Consider the following 17,651-nt stretch of genomic DNA (forward strand, 5'->3'; position numbering starts at 1 on the left):
GGTGAAAGGGTCCGCAGCTGCCATTCCAACGCGCGAACTCCCTTGGGGCTCCCGGATTCCGCTCCCCCACCGAAAGTTGTCCTGATTCGCTCGGGGATTCATCGGCGATTCGCCGGTGAATCGGCTGCCCGCCCCGGGAATGCGGTAATTCCCCGCAGTTGCCCGATATTCACCGCGCCGGAATCGGCCATCCACCGCCGGCCCTCGGGTAGTCCTGACGGTGGACGGCGGCTCCGACCGTGGGGTGACGGGTCGTGGCGGCCACCGGCCGTATGGTCGAAGGCATGAGCCGAGCCCTGCATCTCTCCGGCTACCTGCTGGCCTTCGACACCCGGTCCCAGTCCCTGCAGGACCGCACCCGCGCCGGATTCCTGGTCCGTGCCGCCGCCCTCGCCGAACTCGCCCACCGGGGCGCGGTCGCCGAGGACGCGGCGGGGCACGTCCGGGTCGTCTCCGCCGAACCCACCGGGGACGACGTCCTCGATGCCCTGCTCGCGGAGGCGGGCGGCGCGTCACGCGGTTGGAAGTCCTGGATCCGGCGCGACCGCGAGGACACCCTGGAGGCCGTCGAGCAGCGGCTCGCGGTGCTCGGCGTGCTGACCGTCGCGGACCGCGACCCCCACGGCCGGGTCGTGCCGCATCGGCCGGTCGCGATGGACGACCCGCGCGAGGCGCTGGACCTCCAGGTACGGGTGGCCGAGCTGGTCCGCGGCAGCACCCCGCCCGCCGAGGCACCGTTCGCGGACGCGGTGCTCGCGGCCCTCGCCGCCCACGGACACCTGCGCCTGGTCCTCTCCCGCCACGACCGGAAGGACCACGCCGACCGCGTCACCGCCCTCACCGACCGCCTCGCCGCCGACACGCCCGGCCTGGCCCGCGCGGTGTCCGGGCTGAACCTGACCATGGTCGCCGCCCAGGGCGGCATGGGCGGCGGCTGACCGGACCACCGACCCGCCGCGCGGCCCGGCGCCGCCGCGGCGAAACCTGCTCGCCCTCGGGGACCTGCGGGACCGGACTGTCCCGGTGGACACCCGTCGCCCCTGCCCCTGCTGCGGCCGTCTCGTCCTCGATGCCGAGGAGGGCCGGCCCGGCTCCTCCGTCGTCTGCCCGGTCTGCTCCTGGGAGGACGACGCGGTGCAGTTCCGTTGGCCGTTCGCACCGGGCGCCAACAGCGTCCCGCTCGTCGAGGCGCAGCGGAACGTCCGGGCGTACGGCGCGTGCGACCAGCGCGGGCGGTTCTACGCCCGCCCGTCGGCGGCGGACGAGCCCGTCGATCCCGACTGGCGTCCGATCGACCCCGCGACGGACGTCTTCGAGGAGTCCCGGGGCGACGGCTCCGCCCGCCCGTGGCCCGAGGACCGGACCGTTCTGTGCTGGTGGCTCCCGACCTTCTGGGGTGCCCCCGAGGTTCCGGAGCCGGACCCGGCCCCGGACCGGCGGGTGGTGATCGACGTCGGCGCCGTCCTCGACGACCGGGGCCTGCACGCCGCGTTGCAGCGGGAGCTCGGTCTCCCCGCGTTCTACGGCAGGAACCGGGACGCCTTCTGGGACGCGATCACCGGCCTGGTCGTCCTCCCCGCCGAGCTCCGGTTCATCGGGTGGCCCGCTCTGGAACGTCGTGCCCCGCGGTCGGCGGCCGCACTGCGGGAGCAGTTGGCGCGGTACCGGGAGGCCTTCGGGCGCTGCGTCGTCCACGACGACGGCGTGTACGGGACACCGGCGGCGGACCGGACGACCGCGCGGGGCGCCGAGGGACGCTGAGGCCCGGTCCGCAGGTCCGCGTCAATGTTTCCGGGGGGTCCGACGCCCGGCGGCCGCGACCCGTTATTGGAAAGCCGCAGGTCAGAGTGGTGACGGGGGCGTCCGCCACGGCGCTGCGGGCGGCGTGGCGTGCGTCTCATCACAGGCCCGACCAAGTTCGTTTCCGTCTCAATGTGGTGGGATGTGCGCACACAAGGTGATGACCGTTGGACAGGGGGTGTTCCATGCGGAACGGACTGTTCGGGCTCGGGCCCGACGCGGGGGCTGCGGATCTGGTGGCCGTGGGGCTGGTCCGGCTGGCCGTGGAGGAGCGGTTGGGGCTCGTGGAGGGCGCACCGCCGTGGCTGGGGCAGATGCGGGCCGCCTCGTTCGCGGACGCCTGGCTGGCGTTCGCCGACCCGGCCGCGCCGGGGCTGCGGGTGCCCGCCGAGACGGTGCTGCGCGCGGTGGTGCTGCGCGCGGCCGAGCTGGTGCTCCGGCGCGAGGACGGCGACGGTCCGGCGGCGCTGGAGCGGCTGGGGCAGGAGTCGGCCGGGGCCCGGGAGTGGGCGGAGCTCACCGAGGTGTCGCACCCGGCCGAGCCGGACGCGCTCGTCCTGGTCTGGTACGGGGTGAAGATGGCGATGGCCGGTGCCGATCCGGTCGCGGCGGCCGAGCGGGAGACGCTCGGCGCCTGCATCCTCGAGCGTGCCCGGGCCTACGTCCGCGAGCACCGGCGGCGCCAGGACATGCTCGCGCTCGTCCTGGCCTGTGCCCGCTCGGCGGCCGCGACGCTGGCGGAGCTCAGCGACGGCGACCGGGACCGGGCGCTGGCCGTCCTCGACGAGCACGCCGCGCGGCACATGGCGCCCACCGCCCCGGTGCCGCTGTGGGTCCCCGGCCGGCCGGGCCAGCTCGCGGGCTGAGCAGCACGCGGGCCGAGCGGGCCGAGCGGGGCGCAGCAGGTGGGCTCAGGCGCTCGTGCCGCGGACGAGGGCGTACTGCTCCTCGGTGACCGGCTCCAGCCAGGTCGTCTCGGGGCTGCCGTCCTCGGTGCCCTCCCAGGTCGCCAGGTGTTCCATGGAGCCGTCCGGTGCCGCGCCGTGCCAGTGCTCCTCCCCCGGCGGGCAGACCACCAGTTCGCCCGGCCGGGCCGCGAAGACCGCGCCGTCGCGGGTGCCGATCAGCGCGGCCCCGGAGACCACGTGCAGACTCTGGCCCAGCGCGTGGGAGTGCCAGTGGGTGCGTGCCCCGGGCGCGAAGCGGACCAGGTTGGCGCGCTTCCGGGGCAGTGCCCCGCCCGGGTGGACGACGTCCCACCACACCTCGCCGGTGAACCACTCGGCCGGGGCCCTGCCGGTGGCCGGGGGCTGGGCGAACTCCATGATCATGTTCTCCAGAAGGGGCGTGCCGAAGGAACTCCGCCGTTCGCACCGCCGTCGTCCACACCCGCCGCCGGTCGCGCCACGACGCTCGCACGCCGCACCGCCGCCGAAAAGGGGACACTTCCGTCACGCGCGGATTTCACCGGGGGAGAAAACTCTCCCTCCCGGCGGACTTGCCGCGGGCGCCGGTGCGCGGGCACGCTTCTGGCTGCCGATCCCGCCCCCACCAACGGCCGCCGCTGCCACACTGGGGGCATGAGCACCTCAGGCGGTCGCCCGAAGGAACTCGGGGCGTTCCTCCGCACCCGCCGGGCCGAGCTGACGCCCCAGCAGGTCGGACTGCCGTCCGACGGCGCGCCGAGGCGGGTCGCGGGGCTGCGGCGCGCCGAGGTCGCGCGGCTGGCCTCGATCAGCACCGACTACTACACCCGCGTCGAGCAGGGCCGGATGCCCGCCTCCACCCCCGTGCTGGAGGCCCTCGCCCGGGCCCTGCGCCTCTCCTCCGACCAACGGGCCTATCTGCTCGGCCTGGCCGGACGGCAACCGGCCGAACCCCCGGCCCGCGCCACGGCCGAGGTCACCGAGCACAACCGCCGGCTGCTCGCCCAGCTCGCCACGGGTCCGGCCCTCGTCCTCACCCGCACCATGGACGTGCTCGCCTGGAACCCGGCGGCCGCCGCGCTGCTCACCGACTTCGGCCGCCACCCCGTCCGGGACCGCAACTACGTGTGGCTGCTCTTCAACGACCCCGTGCTGCGGTCCCGTTACCGCGACTGGGCGGACGGCGCCCGGGCCTGCGTGGCCCATCTGCGGATGCACACGGCCCGCCGCCCGGACGATCCGCGCCTGCACCGCCTGCTCGCGCGGATGGCCGACCACGTCGACTTCCAGCGCTGGTGGCAGGCCCGCGAGGTCGCCGTCCACGCCTCCGGGAACAAGCGGTTCCGGCACCCGCTGGTCGGTGACCTCGCCCTGGACTGGGACACCCTGACCAGTGCCACGGCACCGGACCAGCACATCGTGGTGTGGACCGCCGAGCCGGGCAGTGCCTCCGAGCACCGGCTGCACGCGCTCGCGGCGCACACCGCCGCCGCTCCCCCGGGGCCGGCCGCCGACCCGACCGTCGATCCAGGCACCGACCCGAGCACCGATCCGACCACCGACACGGCTGCCGATCCGAGCACCGACACGGCTGCCGACCCGAGCACCGATCCGAGCAACGACCGGAGCACCGACCCGAGCACCGATCCGAGCACCGACCCGACCACCGGCACCCGCCACGGCTCGCCCGGACCGGCCTGAGACGCCGCGCCCGCCATCGGCCCGGGCAGCGGGACGGCCGCCGCCCCGACCGGAGTGCCCGGCCGGGGCGGCGGCGACTCCGCCCGGGTCAGCCCTGGGGGCAGTGCTTCCACGCGAAGTGGTAGACGGTGTTGATGCTGCCGTCGGTGGAGTCCATCGTCATGAAGCTGGTGGTCCTGGTCGGGTCCGAGCTTCCGGCGGCCACCCGCAGCTCGGTGTTGATGTTGAAGTTGCGCAGTTCGCCGCACGGCGCCCAGACCAGGGCCTCGACCGCGACGGTGTCGGTCGCCTGCCAGCTGTCGTCGAGCGCGCCGGTGAAGCTGTGGCTGGAGTAGGTGGTCTGCGGCGAGCCCTGGAAGTAGTAGTTGGCGCGCTGGACTGCGGTCGCGCCCTTCTCCAGGTGGGCGAAGCCCCGGTAGTCGGCGGCGGCGACGGCGTAGGTGAAGCCCTGCGGGACGTGCACGTTCAGGTTGAGCTGACAGTTCTTGCGGAAGTCCGTCGGCTTCGATCCGAGGCCGACCTGGGCCACGTAGTTGCTGTAGGTCACGGTGAACGCGGTGTTGTCCGGGGACACGGCGACCGCGGCCGTCCCGGCCGGGCAGCCGGAACCGTTCACGGTGGCGACGGAGATGACGATCTTGTCCGGCGGCGGGGTGTCCCACCCGGTGGCGAAGGCGGTGCCGGCGGTACCGACCGTGCCGACGAGGGCCGTGCCGAGCAGCGCTGCGGCGGCGGTGCCGGCGGACAGGGTGCGAAGGGACATGGGCGTTTCCTCCCTCTCGCCCGTCGGCTCCTGGCCGCGCACCCCCTCGTGCGGGACCACCGACGAGCTTGACGCGTCCATGTCAGCACGCACTCCCGGCCCCGTACAGCGGCGCGGCGGGGCGCACACCGGGGCGCCCGGGCGGAAGCCCCCGGCCCGGCGCGCGCGGTACGCCCCGGAGTGCACACCGACCGCGCGCCCGCCGGGCCCTCCGCACGCCTGCACGCACACCCGCCGGGCCGGCTCCTCCCGGGAGGAGCCCTCGTCACGCTCCGGCGTCGCCGATCGACAGCACCTCCGCGGTGGTCCGACCGCCGGGAGCGTCGTACTCGACGGTCTCGCCGACCCTGCGGCCGAGCAGGACCTGACCGAGCGGGCTGTCGTCGGTCACCAGCTCCGGGTCCAGCTCCTCGGCCAGTTCGCCGATCCGGACGGTCAACTCGGCGGCGTCCTGGAAGCGCAGGGTCACCGTGCTGCCGACACCGACCGTCTCGGTGCTCGGCGCGCCCGCGACCGCCGCCTCCCGCAGTCGGCCCTCGATCACGGTGATCCTGTCGTCCAACCGGTCGAGGACGTCGGCCCGTTGCAGTTCGTCGGCCTGGTCGGCCCGGTCGCCGACCTCCTCACCGCCCCGCAGCGTGGCGGCGACGGCCTCGCGTTCCGTGCGCAAGTCGGCCAGGTCCCGCTCCAGCACGGCACGGCCGGCGTCGCTGATGGGTTCGGGTGCACCGGTCATTCCGGCCTCCCTGGTCGAGCCGCCCGATCGGGCGGCGCAGGCTGATTCCGGCAATCCGAACATAACAGGACTCCTCGGTGCTCGGCTCGGCGACAAGGTCGCCCCTGATCGGTAACGACTTGCCCGTCCGTCTTCCCGCACCCGTCCGATGATCGGTAGAACAGCCGTACCACCACTTCCGAGGCAGGGAACCAGCCAGGATGAGCACCAACGGCCCCACCGGGTACGGCCAGAACGAGAACCCGTACGACGGGTCCAACCCCTACGGACAGCAGAACCCCTACGGACAGCAGCCCCCGGCCGGCCAGCAGCCGCCCTACGGACAGCAGCCCCCGTACGACCAGCAGGCGTACAAGCAGGAGGCCCCGTACGGGCAGCCCGGTTACGGCGTTCCCCCGCAGCAGCCCTACGGCCAGCAGCCGCAGGCCGGCCTGCCGCACTGGCTCGGCCAGCCCGGCGGGTACGGCGGCGCCCCGGTGCCGGGGACGCGTCAGCTCGCGCCGATCGGGGAGCGCCTGGTCGCCCGGCTGATCGACGTCGCCGTGCTCATCGTCCCGACCCTGCTGGTCTTCGTCGTCCTCGGCGCCTCGATCCTCTACTACGTCGTGGCGGGCCTGCTCGCCTTCGGCTACGAGGCGGCGATGCTGCTCACCCAGGGCGGCCAGACGGTCGGCAAGAAGGTGATGAAGCTTCGGGTCGTGGACCTCGGGCACGGCGGGAAGCCGGCCGAGAACTCGCTGCTGATCCGCGCGGCCGTGTACACGCTGCCCAACGCGGTCTACTGCATCGGCTCCCTCTTCGCGCTCGTCAACGTCCTGTTCCCGCTCTGGGACAAGCCGCTCCAGCAGGCCCTGCACGACAAGGCGGCGAAGACCGTGGTGGTCAAGGAGTCCTGAGCCGCGGCCTCCCGCGAACGCCCCCGACCGGACGTCGGGACGGGCGCCGGTCCGGTCCTCGGCCGGCGGCCCGTCCGACGTCCGGTACCGGTTCCGGCCCGGTACCGGCCCTGGCCCTCGCCCGGTACCGGCCCTCGCCCGGTACCGGTTCCGGCGGCTTGCGGGAAGCCCCCGAAGAGGTGACACCTCGTCGGATCCGCGGGCCCGGCGGCGGCCCGTGGACACAGTCCGAGCCGGAACGTCAACATTTACATTCCCCGCGCGTCCTCGCATAGTGACAGGCCGAACCCGAGAGGAGCGCTGCCTTGCCGCAGGTCGAGGACAACGTGGTACACCAAGTGGAGCTGGAGCGGGCGGAGGTGGCCGCCGTCGTCGCGCTGTTCGACGAACGCCTCGCCGACACCAGGGCCCGGCTCGTCGGGACACTCGCCGAGAAGGCGGACGGCGCCACCGGGGCGTACGAGAGGGACCTGGCCGCCGAACAGCTCGCCCGGGAGGTGCGGCGGCTCGAAGGTGCCGAGGGCGGCCTGGTGTTCGGCCGGATCGACCTGGCCGACGGCACGGCGCTGCGGATCGGCCGGCTGAGCCTCCAGCGCGACGAGGACGAGCTGCCCGCCCTGGTCGACTGGCGGGCCGACGCCGCCCGCGCGTTCTACGAAGCGACACCCGTGCACCCGATGGGCCTGCGACGACGACGCCACCTGCGGCTGACGGAGCGCACGGTGGTCGGGGTGAGCGACGAACTGCTCGACGGCTCCGAGCCCACCGCCGAGGATGTGGTCGGCGACGGCCCGCTCGCGGCCGCGCTGGAGGCCCGCCGCACCGGCCGGATGGGCACCGCGGTGGCCACCCTCCAGACCGAGCAGGACGCGATCGTCCGCTCCCAGCACCGCGGCGTCACCGTGGTCCAGGGCGGTCCCGGCACCGGGAAGACGGTGGTCGCGCTGCACCGCGCCGCCTATGTGCTCTACGCCTTCCCGAAGGCCGCCGAGCGGGGCGTGCTGGTGCCCAACGCCCGCTTCCTGGAGTACATCTCGCACGTGCTGCCCTCGCTCGGCGAGAGCGAGGTCGTGCTCGCGACCTGCGCCGAACTGGCCGCACCGGGCTGGGGGAACGGAACGGGGTCGAGGGCTCCGGCGGCTCCCGCCGCCGCCGTCGAACGGCCGGGGGCGGCCAGACTCAAGGGCGACGTCGCGCTGGTCGGGGCGCTCGCGGCGACGGTGCGCGAACGGCAGGCGCCCGGCGGGGAGTTCGCCGTGCGGGTCGGGCAGGACGACGTGTGTCTGGGCGAGGCGGAGGTCGCCCGGACGCGTGACGCCGCACTGATGGGCGGTCTCCCGCACCACCGGGCCCGCGGACTGTTCAAGGAGATGCTGGTCGACGCGGTGACCAGGGACCTGGCCCGCGGGGCCGCCGAGACGCTGGAGCGGATCGACGCCGAGGTGGCCGAGCTGACCGGCCTGGACCTCGACCGGGCCACCGCGGCGGACCTGCGCAACCTGGGCATCGAGGCCGATCCGGTGGCCGGCGGGGCGGAGTTCGACCAGGACGCGATGCGGGCCGCCCTGCTCGACGACGACCTGGTCGAGCGCACGGTCGAGGAGCTGTGGCCGCACCTGACGCCCGACGCGGTGGTGGACGCCCTGCTCGGGGACCTCGGGACGCTGGCCGCGCGCCTGCCGGGGTTCACCGCCGAGGAGCACCGCGTCCTGCTGCGGACCCCGGGCTCGCCGTGGACCGACGCGGACCTGCCGCTGCTGGACGAGGCGGCGGCGCTGCTGGACGGCCCGCCGGCCCGGACCTTCGGCCATGTGGTGGTGGACGAGGCGCAGGAGTTCACCGCGCTCCAGTGGCGGACGGTCCTGCGCCGCTGCCCGGCCCGGTCGATGACCCTGGTCGGCGACTTCGCCCAGGCCGGCCCGGCCACCACGGCGCGCGGCTGGCACGAGGCGCTGGACCCGCACCTCGGGGGCCGGTTCGACCTGCGCACGCTGACCGTCAGCTACCGGACCACCGAGGAGATCCTCGCCACCACCCGCGAGCTGCTGGCCCGGATCGCGCCGGACCAGGCCCCGATCGGCTCGATCCGGCACGGCGAGGAGCCCCGCAGCCGCGACGCCTCGCCCGCCGGGCTCACGGACACCCTGCTCGCCGAACTGCGCGAGCAGTCGGCCGCCCACCCCGGCGAACTCATCGGCGTGATCTGCCCGGACGGCTCGGTGGACGCCCTGACGGCGGCGGGCGCGGACCGGCTCGCCCGACTGGTCCCGGCCTCCGAGGCGCGCGGGCTGGAGTTCGACACGGCCGTCGTGCTCGACCCCGACGCGATCGCCTCGGCCCGGCCCGGCGGCGACCGCGACCTGTACGTCGCGCTCACCCGGGCCACCAAGCGCCTCTGCACGATCGTGGTGCGCGAGGACTGACCCGGACCGGACGTGCCCCGGGGGCGGCGGGCTGCGCGCCTGCCGCCCCCGGGATCCCGGTCCCCGGTCAGGCGCGGTAGGCGAGCAGCCCCATCATCCCCGCCTCGCCGTGGTAGGCGTTGTGACAGTGCGTCATCCACTGCCCCGGGTTGTCCGCCTCGAAGTCGCAGACCACCGTCCGCCCGGGCAGCACGATCACGGTGTCCTTGCGCGGGCCGTCGTCGCCCACCTGGAAGGTGTGGCCGTGCAGGTGCATCGGGTGCCACATGTCGGTCCGGTTCACGAACTCCAGCCGCACCCGCTCGCCGTCGCCGACGAGGAAGGGTCGCGCGGCCGGGTCGGCCATGTCGAAGGGGCGCCCGTTCAGCGCCCAGTCGTACGCGGCCATCCCGCCGGTCAGTTCGATCCGGTGGGTGCGGTCGGGCGTCCGCTTCGGCAGCCCGGCCTCCTCCGCCGCCCGCAGGTCGGTGGCGGCGAGGAGCCGGCCGTTCAGCTCGGCGGGGCGGAAGGCGGCGGCGGGCGCCTCGCCCGTGCCCGTGCGGACCAGGGCGCGTCCGGCGGCCTCCTTCCCCTCGGCGAGCGCGGTCAGCGGGAAGACGCCGTCCTGGAGGGTGACCAGGACGTCGTAGCGCTCGCCCATCCCGACCAGCAGGGCGTCCACCTCCTCGTGGCGGACCGGGAAGCCGTCGGTGTGGGTCACGGTCAGCCGGTGGCCGCCCAGCGCGAGGCGGTAGGCGGTGTCGGCGCCCGCGTTGACGATCCGCAGCCGCACCCGCCGACCCGGCGCCGACCGGTACACCTCGGGATCGTCGGCGATCCGGCCGTTCACCAGGTGGTGCGGGTGCCGGACGTCCCCGGCGTCGCCGCCGAGCAGCGCGCTGGTGGCGCCCATGAGCATGAACGACCCGGCGCCGCCGCCCTTGCCGCCGGTGCTGCTGCCACCGCTGCCGGGCATGTTGTGGCCGCCCATGTCGTGGCCGCCGGAGCCACCGCCGCCGCCCATCCCCTTGCGGAGTTCGGCGAAGGCCTGGTCGGGCGTGCCGGTGACGCCGTCCAGCCAGTCGTCCAGCACGACCACCCACTCCTCGTCGTAGCCCAGCGGCTCCCCCGGGTCCTCGACGATCAGCGGCGCGTACAGGCCCCGGTCGAGCTGGACCCCGACGTGCGGATGGAACCAGTAGGTGCCCGGCCGGTCGGTGACGAAGCGGTAGGTGAAGCTGCCGCCCGGCGGGACCGGCCGCATGGTGACCGGAGGTACGCCGTCCATGTCGTTGCGCAGCGCCAGACCGTGCCAGTGGAGCGAGGTCGGGTCGGGCAGGTGGTTGTTGAGCGTGGCGACCAGGGTGTCCCCGGCCGTGGTGCGGACCGGGGTGCCCGGCAGGGACCCGAAGGTCCAGGTCCGGGCGGTGGTCCCGCCGCCCAGGTCGACGGTGTCGGCCGTCGCGGTGACGGTCACGGGGCGTTCCCGGCCGGTGCCGCCGCGGGCGGCCTCCGCCCGGGCGACGGGGCTGCCGGAGGGGTCGACGAGCGGCGGCGGCGCGGGGCTGTCCGAACAGGCGGCGAGCAGGCCGGCGCCGGCGGCGCCGAGGCCCGCGAGCAGGAGGGAACGACGGTTGACGGTGAACTCGGGCATCGAGGTCTCTCGGTGGGTGCGCGTGGTGGCACGGTGGTCGCCCGTGCCGGTGGACGGGTCCGCCCGGCGGCGAGGGGCCGGAGTTCCGGCTCCCGGCCGCCGAGGGGCGCCTATCTGCGCGCGACGGAGAGGACGTCGAGGTCGGGGGGTGGTGCGCCCGGCCAGGGCAGGCCGGGGTGGGCGACCGCCGGGCGGGGCGCCGGGTCGGGGTGACCGGGTGCGGCGAGGGCGGCGGCGGGCGGGGCGGCGAGGGCCGCGCCGCGCGCGGGCACGGTCGAGGAGCAGATCCGGTGTTCGGCGCAGGCCCGGACGGGGTCGGTGACGACGGGCGCCGTGGTGGCCCCGACGGGAGCGGCGTGCGGCGTTGTGCCGTGCGCCGCTGTGCCGTGCGCCGCCGGACGGTGCGCCGCCGTGCTCTGCACCGCTGGACTCTGCACCGCCGTACTGTGCACCGCTGGACTCTGCGCCGCCGGACCGTGCGCCATGACGACCGGGGCGTGCGAGGCCGGCGTCACGCCCGGCGGCAGGGTGTGGTGGCCGATCAGCCCGAGGGCCGTCAGCAGCAGCACCAGGACGGCCGCCCCCGTCCACCGCCGGTGGTTCCGGTACGGACGCCCGGCCGCCCCGGTACGGGCGGCGGGCCCGTGGGGGGAGGCTTCGGCGTCCGGGCGGCTCATGGCGGTCACCATACCCCGCCCCGGTATATGCGCGCCGTAAGGCCCACGGACCCGCCGCGACGGTCAGGACCGCCCTTCGCCGGCCCCGGTCGCGCTCTCCGCCGACCAGGTCACCAGGGGCGGACGGACCGCCGCGCACAGCGGCAGCCCCTTGGCGTCCGTCAGCCCGAGCCGGGCGACCAGCCGCCCGGCGGTCACCGCCTCGGCGAGGACCTGCCCGTCCACCCCGTCGAGCATGAGCTTCGCCCGCCGGAACATGGTGAACTGCCCGTCCGGGTCGACGTTCCCCCACACCAGGTAGACGAAGCGCTGCCCGGGCCGCCCCTGCACATAGGGGCCCTTGAGGTCGATGCCCTCCGCCAGCGGACTCGCCGTGCACTCCAGCGTCCAGACGGCCGAGGCCGCGTCACCGGGGTGGACGTCCAGCAACTCACCGGGCCGCTCGCGCCGCTGCACGGCCACCCGCACGTCGAGGAGATCGGGAGCGTCCGGCTCCGGCCCGCCGGGGCAGGAACGGCCGGGAAGGTCGACGGCTTCGATTCGGATCTGCACGGGGACAGTCTCCCCGCCCGGGCCGCCCGGACGCACCCCCGGCCCGGCCTCCCCCGGCTCCGGATCCGCCCTCCCCGCACCGGAGCTGAAGACCTCTTCAGGTCTTCAGCGAGGCTTCAGCCCGCTCACGCCATGCTGGGCCCCGATCGACCGGGCACGGGGCCCGGCGACGTCGGGGAGCCGGGGTGAGCACGGTGGACGAGTCCATGGGTGAGCGGGAGTTCCAGGAGCCGAAGCGGGAGCCGAAGCAGGCGCAGGCGCAGGCGGCTCAGGCGCCGTCGCGGCGGTGGCGGCCAGGCCGCCGGGCGCGATGGGGCGGCGCCGTCGCGGCGACGGTCCTGCTGGCCGGCGGCGCTGCGACGGCCGCAGCGCACCACGGCTTCGAGGAGAGGGACGACCGGGCCTCCGCCCACGCCGACGGTCGTGGCCACGACCACGACCACGGCCGCACCCGGGCGGACCGCGCGGACGGCCACGACGGCCACGACGGCCACGACAGCGAGCGGAACGGCGAGCGGAACGACGACCGGCCCGCCGACGGTACCGGCCCGCACCCGGCACCCGCGCCGCTGCCGTCCGCCGACGCGGCGGACGCCGCGGTCAAGGCCTCCTCCGCGGTGCCCGGCGGCAAGGTCGAGTCCCTGCGCCCGGTGTCCGCCACCGGCGGCGGCCGCGCCTGGCAAGCGGTGGTCCTCGGCCCGGACGGCGTCCGGCACGCGGTCACCGTCGACGGCACCACCCTGGCGCTCACCTCCAACACCGTCACCGGTGGCTGACACCCCCTCGCACGGCGGCGCGGGACGGCCGCGCCGCGGAAGGAGCACGCCGCGGTGAGCGACACGAGGACGACCGGCACACCCGGGCTCCGGCGCCGGCCCCGGGAGACCCCAGCGGCGGTGGGCCGGAACAAGGTGCCCGCCGTCACCGCCTCGTTCTGGGCCGTGAAGATCCTCACCACCGGCATGGGCGAGACCACCTCCGACTACCTCGCCCGCGCCCTCGGTCCCGTCCCGGCCGTGGCCGGCGCCGCCGTGCTGCTCGCGGCGGCGCTGGCCGCCCAGGCCCGGGCGGATCGTCACCGGCCCGCCGTGTACTGGGCGGCGGTGGTGATGGTCAGCGTCTTCGGCACCATGGCCGCCGATGTCGCGCACGTGGCCCTCGGCGTCCCGTACGCCGTCTCGGCCACCGCGTTCGCCCTGGCGCTCGCCGGGGTCTTCGGGCTGTGGCACCGCCTGGAGGGCACCCTCGCCGTGGACACCGTGCGCGGCGGGCGTCGCGAAGTCCTCTACTGGGCGGCGGTGATGACGACCTTCGCCCTCGGCACCGCCGTCGGCGATCTGACGGCCGCCGGCCTCGGCTGGGGCTACCTGGCCTCGGGGCTGCTGTTCGCCGCCCTCATCGCCGTGCCGGCACTCGGCCACCGGGTACTGCGCCTGCCGTCGGTCCTGGCGTTCTGGTGGGCGTACGTCCTCACCCGCCCGCTCGGTGCCTGCTTCGCCGACTGGGTGGGCGTGGGCCGGGAGCGCGGCGGCCTCGGCTTCGGCACCGGCCCGGTCAGCCTGGTCCTCGGTGCCGTGATCGCCGTCGCCGTCCTGTGGCTCGCCACCCGGTCCCGACAGCCGGCCCGGGCGGCAGTCTGACCGATCGCCCGACCGACCGCGCCCCACCCGGGACGACGGCGGCGCCGGGGCGTGGCCCGCCGCGGGCCACGCCCCGGCGGCAACCCCACCAGGCCCTCCCCCTCCGAGCGGAACAGGAAGACACGATGCGAAGCGAACGACGGACCTGCGTGGCGGGTGTCCGGTGACCGAGTGGTTCCACGCGGCCGTCCTCGGCCTGATCCAGGGACTCACCGAGTTCCTGCCGGTCTCCTCCAGCGCCCATCTGCGGGTCTTCTCCGCACTGCTGGGCTGGGACGACCCCGGCGCGGCCTTCACCGCCGTCACCCAGCTCGGCACCGAGTCCGCGGTCCTGATCTACTTCCGCAAGGACATCACCGCGATCGTCACCACCTGGACCCGCTCGCTGTGGACCCCGGCCCTGCGACGCGACCCGAACGCCCGGATCGGCTGGTTCGTGATCGTCGGCACGCTGCCGATCGCGATCCTCGGCAAGCTGTTCCAGACCACGATCGAGACCCAGCTGCGGGATCTGCGGATCATCGGCACCACGCTGATCGTCTTCGGCCTGGTCCTGGCGGCCGCGGACCGCAGCCGGGCCGTCCGCGGTGCCCGGCAGATCGACTCGCTGACCTTCCCGCACGCGGTGGTCTACGGCGCGGCCCAGTCACTGGCGCTGATACCGGGCGTCTCGCGGTCGGGCGGCACCATCAGCGCGGGCTTGTTCCTCGGCTACAGCCGGGAGGCGGCCGCACGCTACTCCTTCCTGCTGGCGGTCCCGGCGGTGCTCGCCTCGGGCACGCTGGAGCTGTTCAAGATCGGCGAGGGCCCGGCGCCCGCCTGGGGGCCGACGGCCCTCGCCACCCTGATCGCCTTCGCGGTCGGCTACGCGGCGATCGCCTGGTTCCTGAAGTACATCTCGCACCACAGCTTCCTACCGTTCGTGGTGTACCGGATCCTGCTCGGCGTCCTGATCATCGGCCTGGTCACCGCGGGCGTCCTCGCCCCGAACGCCGGGGCGGCCCACTAGGGTCCCGGGACTCAGAGTTCCCAGAGCCCCTTGCCGAGGGTGACCAGGCCGCCGGCCAGGGCCAGGGTCAGTACCACCAGCCGGGCGGGGCGTTCGGTCACGCGTTCCGTCAGGGCGTGCCCGACGCCCGCGCCCAGGACGATCCCGGCCGCCGTCGCCGACCAGGCGGGGGCGGCCAGGTGGGGCACTCCCTTGGCGGCGATCGAGAAGACGTTGACGACCACTCCGTAGAGCTGCGCGTTGGGCACGAACTCGCGGGCGGTCCAACCGGTGTTGACCGCGTAGAGCGACACGGCCGGGCCGCCGACGCCGGCTGCGGAGTTCATGAACCCGCTCGCCGCGCCGGCCGCCACCGCGCCGCGGAGACCGCGCAGCGAGGAGGCCCGGACTCCGCGGATGACCAGCAGGGCCGCCGCGGTGACCAGCAGTCCGATGCCGATCAGCAGGGTCGGCGGCGGTATCCGGTCCGCGACCCACGCTCCCATCGGGACGGTGCAGGCGGCCGCCGCCATCAGGGGCAGCATCCGGCCGAGCCGGACCTGCCGCCAACTGCCGGCCAGGCCGACGGCGCTGATGGCGCAGGCCGCGCAGTTGGAGAGCGTCACCCCGTCGCCCGGCCCCAGCAGCAGGACCAGTGCCGGTCCGCAGACGAGCGCGAAGCCCATGCCCGCCAGTCGCTGCACGGACGACCCCACCAGCACCAACAGCCCCAACAGCACCGCCGCACCCCAGCCGTCAGCCACGTCTCCCCCTTCACCCGTGTGCAGCCACCCAACCGCATGCCCGGTCGGCACCGCGCACCGGGTTCGGTGTTGGACCCCCACGAACTACTACAGATCTGTAGAGTCGTTCCCGGCGACCCGCGCCGCAGGCAGCAGCAGCCAGTAGGGGGAGACATGGCAGACCGTCCGCACCACGACACCCGCACCGGCCCCGCCACCGGCCCGGCCGACGGAGCCGGGTGGCAGCCGCCGGAACACGAGGTCGAACCGGCGTACCAGCCGGTCCAGATCAACCGGGCGGACGGCAGTTGGACGGTCGGCCGGATCAACGGCTGGTGGCGGCCGTCGGCCGGCGAGCGGGCCTGGTGCCGGGTCCGGGCGCTGGGCCGGGGCGAGGCCCCGACCTGGGTCCCGTTCGACCCCGAGCGCCTGCTGCTGCTCCCGGCCTGCGGGACCTGAACCGGCGACCGACCGGCAACCCGCTCAGCTCCGCGGGCCAGGCGGTAATAGACCAAAACGACCCCCCTACTCCTACCCCGGTGATCTTGCTCTGCCCATAACATGATCCGCACAACCGATCATCAATTGACAGGCGGGGACAGGGACATGACCGTAAAGGTCGCAGTCATCCACTACAGCGCCACCGGTACCGTGCACGCGCTCGCGCAGGCGGTCGTCGAAGGAGCGGCCTCGACCGGGGCCGAGGTCCGGCTGCGGCGGGTCGCCGAACTGGCGCCCGACAAGGCCATCGACAGCAATCCGCTCTGGCGGCAGCACGCCGACGCCACCGCGGCCCTCGAAGAGGCCACCCTGGACGACCTGGAGTGGGCCGACGCCTACGCGTTCGGCACACCCTCGCGCTTCGGCGCGCCGGCGGCGCAGCTCAAGCAGTTCATCGACCAGGCCAGCGGGCTCTGGCAGGCGGGGCAGCTGGCGGACAAGCCGGTGACGGTCTTCACCGCCGCGTACAACCGGCACGGCGGCGCCGAGGCCACCATCCTGTCGCTGTCCAACGTCTTCTACCACTGGGGCGCACTGATCGTCCCGCCCGGCTACACCGACCCGCTCGTGTTCGCGGCCGGCGGCAACCCGTACGGCACCGCCGCGACCGGCGACGCCGAGGACGGCCCCGAGCCCTCCATCCTGGCCGCGGCCCGCTACCAGGGCGAGCGTCTGGCCCGCACCACGCTCCGCCTCCAGGCGGGCACCCAGGCCCTCGCCGCCCCCGACGCCGTCGAGGACGCCGCGGACGCCGCGGACGCCGCGGACGCCGACAGCGGACTCGGCGCCCACAGCGGCTGACCGGCCGCCGGAGAACTCCGAGGCGAACGGGGCCGCCGCCGTCGGGCGGCGGCCCCCACCGGGTCCGGATCTCAGGAGGGGTTCCGGCGGGGCCGCGGTGGGCGGGGACGGACTCCGTGGAACGCGCCGGTGAGGTGGTGGCGCCCGAGGGCGGGGACGCCGTCGACGGCGACGGCGGCCCAGGTGGTGCGGCCGGCCGGGGCGAGGGCGTCCGGGGCGAGGGCGTCCGGGGCGAGCCTCCAGCCCGGTGGGAGGGGCGCGCCGGTACGGAGGGCGGTGAGCAGCGGTTCGACGCGGGCGGCCGGGCGCCAGTGGGAATCCTCCAGGTCGCAGCACGCGCCGAAGCGGTTCAGCTCGAAGGCCACCAGGAGCGGCAGCAGGGCGGCGAACAGGAAGGCCGGGCCGGGGCCCGCTCCGGCGGCCGCGGCGACCCGGACGGTGCCGACCGCGAGGAGGACCAGCAGCAGGACGGCCAGCCAGGTCGGCAGCAGCAGTGGACGGCCCCGGTCGGGACCGGTTCTGCCGCCGACGATCAGGCCCCGGTCGCGCAGGCCGTCCTCCAGCCGGCAGGCCGGCGCGCTGGTGCCGAAGGCCGCGCGCGGGGCGCCGAGCCACCCGCTGCCGGACGGGCCCAGCGCGGCGAGCAGTACGGCCTCCACCTCGTCGCGGGGGCGGGGACGGACCACCCGGACCGTCCCGTGCCGGTCGATCTCCACCCTGGCGTCCAGCAGCATCCGGGCCAGCGCCGTCTCGGCGACCCGCCAGGCCCCGCCGGCCAGCAGGGCGAGCTCGTGGAGCGTCAGTTCCTCGCCGTTCGAGGGCTCTTGGCCCACCGTCCGGTCCTGCGGTCCGCGCACGGCCACCACCCCGC

The 17,651-nt window shown here is 75.1% G+C and carries 19 protein-coding genes; 11 read left to right on the top strand and 8 right to left on the bottom strand.

The window, feature by feature from the left end; translation table 11 throughout:
- Window positions 1-284 precede the first annotated feature (284 nt).
- The 3 genes from ACW14Y_RS02640 to ACW14Y_RS02650 all read left to right on the top strand — a co-directional run bounded on the left by ACW14Y_RS02640 (window position 285) and on the right by ACW14Y_RS02650 (window position 2,666).
- Window positions 285-938 (top strand): GOLPH3/VPS74 family protein, encoded by a 654-nt coding sequence (locus tag ACW14Y_RS02640; protein WP_380394857.1) that lies wholly within the window; start codon window positions 285-287, stop codon window positions 936-938.
- Window positions 939-1,023: 85 nt separating this feature from the next.
- Window positions 1,024-1,761 carry a CPCC family cysteine-rich protein gene (locus ACW14Y_RS02645; protein WP_456985716.1) on the top strand — a complete coding sequence of 246 codons (738 nt, stop codon included), beginning with the start codon at window positions 1,024-1,026 and terminating at the stop codon, window positions 1,759-1,761.
- 224 nt (window positions 1,762-1,985) lie between these two features.
- Window positions 1,986-2,666 (top strand): hypothetical protein, encoded by a 681-nt coding sequence (locus ACW14Y_RS02650; RefSeq protein WP_456985717.1) that lies wholly within the window; start codon window positions 1,986-1,988, stop codon window positions 2,664-2,666.
- A gap of 45 nt (window positions 2,667-2,711) precedes the next feature.
- Here ACW14Y_RS02650 and ACW14Y_RS02655 read toward each other — a convergent pair whose 3' ends face one another.
- Window positions 2,712-3,125, bottom strand: a complete 414-nt coding sequence (locus ACW14Y_RS02655) for a (R)-mandelonitrile lyase (protein WP_456985718.1) — start codon at window positions 3,123-3,125, stop codon at window positions 2,712-2,714.
- Window positions 3,126-3,380: 255 nt separating this feature from the next.
- Between ACW14Y_RS02655 and ACW14Y_RS02660 the strand changes: the two genes are divergently transcribed.
- Complete coding sequence (locus tag ACW14Y_RS02660; protein WP_456985719.1) at window positions 3,381-4,427, top strand: helix-turn-helix domain-containing protein; 1,047 nt, start codon at window positions 3,381-3,383, stop codon at window positions 4,425-4,427.
- An 88-nt stretch (window positions 4,428-4,515) separates the two neighbouring features.
- Here the strand turns inward: ACW14Y_RS02660 and ACW14Y_RS02665 are convergent, their stop codons facing one another.
- A complete protein-coding gene (locus ACW14Y_RS02665) occupies window positions 4,516-5,190 on the bottom strand; it encodes a DUF4360 domain-containing protein (protein WP_456985720.1) in 675 nt (224 codons plus the stop codon).
- A 265-nt stretch (window positions 5,191-5,455) separates the two neighbouring features.
- Window positions 5,456-5,926, bottom strand: a complete 471-nt coding sequence (locus ACW14Y_RS02670) for a GreA/GreB family elongation factor (RefSeq protein WP_380306632.1) — start codon at window positions 5,924-5,926, stop codon at window positions 5,456-5,458.
- Between the two features lie 200 nt (window positions 5,927-6,126).
- On the opposite strand from ACW14Y_RS02670, the gene ACW14Y_RS02675 reads away from it, so the two are divergent.
- Both ACW14Y_RS02675 and ACW14Y_RS02680 read left to right on the top strand, forming a co-directional pair.
- Window positions 6,127-6,822 carry an RDD family protein gene (locus ACW14Y_RS02675; RefSeq protein WP_380389727.1) on the top strand — a complete coding sequence of 232 codons (696 nt, stop codon included), beginning with the start codon at window positions 6,127-6,129 and terminating at the stop codon, window positions 6,820-6,822.
- A 305-nt stretch (window positions 6,823-7,127) separates the two neighbouring features.
- The gene (locus ACW14Y_RS02680) at window positions 7,128-9,245 is read left to right on the top strand and encodes a HelD family protein (protein ID WP_456985721.1); all 2,118 of its coding nucleotides are present in this window, start codon (window positions 7,128-7,130) and stop codon (window positions 9,243-9,245) included.
- A 67-nt stretch (window positions 9,246-9,312) separates the two neighbouring features.
- On the opposite strand, the gene ACW14Y_RS02685 is transcribed toward ACW14Y_RS02680, so the two are convergent.
- From ACW14Y_RS02685 to ACW14Y_RS02695, 3 genes are all read right to left on the bottom strand, one after another.
- Window positions 9,313-10,878: a multicopper oxidase family protein gene (locus ACW14Y_RS02685; RefSeq protein ID WP_456985722.1), complete on the bottom strand. Its 1,566-nt coding sequence runs from the start codon at window positions 10,876-10,878 to the stop codon at window positions 9,313-9,315.
- Window positions 10,879-10,988: 110 nt separating this feature from the next.
- Window positions 10,989-11,555: a hypothetical protein gene (locus ACW14Y_RS02690; RefSeq protein WP_456985723.1), complete on the bottom strand. Its 567-nt coding sequence runs from the start codon at window positions 11,553-11,555 to the stop codon at window positions 10,989-10,991.
- A 63-nt stretch (window positions 11,556-11,618) separates the two neighbouring features.
- Window positions 11,619-12,107, bottom strand: a complete 489-nt coding sequence (locus ACW14Y_RS02695; RefSeq protein WP_456985724.1) for a DUF5990 family protein — start codon at window positions 12,105-12,107, stop codon at window positions 11,619-11,621.
- 185 nt (window positions 12,108-12,292) lie between these two features.
- On the opposite strand from ACW14Y_RS02695, the gene ACW14Y_RS02700 reads away from it, so the two are divergent.
- From ACW14Y_RS02700 to ACW14Y_RS02710, 3 genes are all read left to right on the top strand, one after another.
- On the top strand, window positions 12,293-12,883 hold the full coding sequence (locus tag ACW14Y_RS02700; RefSeq protein WP_456985725.1) for a hypothetical protein: 591 nt from the start codon (window positions 12,293-12,295) through the stop codon (window positions 12,881-12,883).
- Between the two features lie 54 nt (window positions 12,884-12,937).
- A complete protein-coding gene (locus ACW14Y_RS02705) occupies window positions 12,938-13,747 on the top strand; it encodes a COG4705 family protein (RefSeq protein ID WP_456985726.1) in 810 nt (269 codons plus the stop codon).
- Between the two features lie 163 nt (window positions 13,748-13,910).
- Window positions 13,911-14,756 carry an undecaprenyl-diphosphate phosphatase gene (locus ACW14Y_RS02710; RefSeq protein ID WP_456985727.1) on the top strand — a complete coding sequence of 282 codons (846 nt, stop codon included), beginning with the start codon at window positions 13,911-13,913 and terminating at the stop codon, window positions 14,754-14,756.
- A gap of 11 nt (window positions 14,757-14,767) precedes the next feature.
- Here the strand turns inward: ACW14Y_RS02710 and ACW14Y_RS02715 are convergent, their stop codons facing one another.
- Window positions 14,768-15,499, bottom strand: coding sequence for a TSUP family transporter (locus ACW14Y_RS02715; protein WP_380306616.1), 732 nt, complete (start codon window positions 15,497-15,499; stop codon window positions 14,768-14,770).
- A 153-nt stretch (window positions 15,500-15,652) separates the two neighbouring features.
- Between ACW14Y_RS02715 and ACW14Y_RS02720 the strand changes: the two genes are divergently transcribed.
- Both ACW14Y_RS02720 and wrbA read left to right on the top strand, forming a co-directional pair.
- Window positions 15,653-15,937, top strand: a complete 285-nt coding sequence (locus tag ACW14Y_RS02720) for a hypothetical protein (RefSeq protein WP_380306614.1) — start codon at window positions 15,653-15,655, stop codon at window positions 15,935-15,937.
- 147 nt (window positions 15,938-16,084) lie between these two features.
- Window positions 16,085-16,780 (top strand): NAD(P)H:quinone oxidoreductase, encoded by a 696-nt coding sequence (wrbA, locus tag ACW14Y_RS02725; protein ID WP_456985728.1) that lies wholly within the window; start codon window positions 16,085-16,087, stop codon window positions 16,778-16,780.
- A gap of 71 nt (window positions 16,781-16,851) precedes the next feature.
- On the opposite strand, the gene ACW14Y_RS02730 is transcribed toward wrbA, so the two are convergent.
- Window positions 16,852-17,613: a TIGR04222 domain-containing membrane protein gene (locus ACW14Y_RS02730; RefSeq protein ID WP_456985729.1), complete on the bottom strand. Its 762-nt coding sequence runs from the start codon at window positions 17,611-17,613 to the stop codon at window positions 16,852-16,854.
- Window positions 17,614-17,651 lie beyond the last annotated feature (38 nt).

Source organism: Kitasatospora sp. cg17-2, assembly GCF_054031055.1.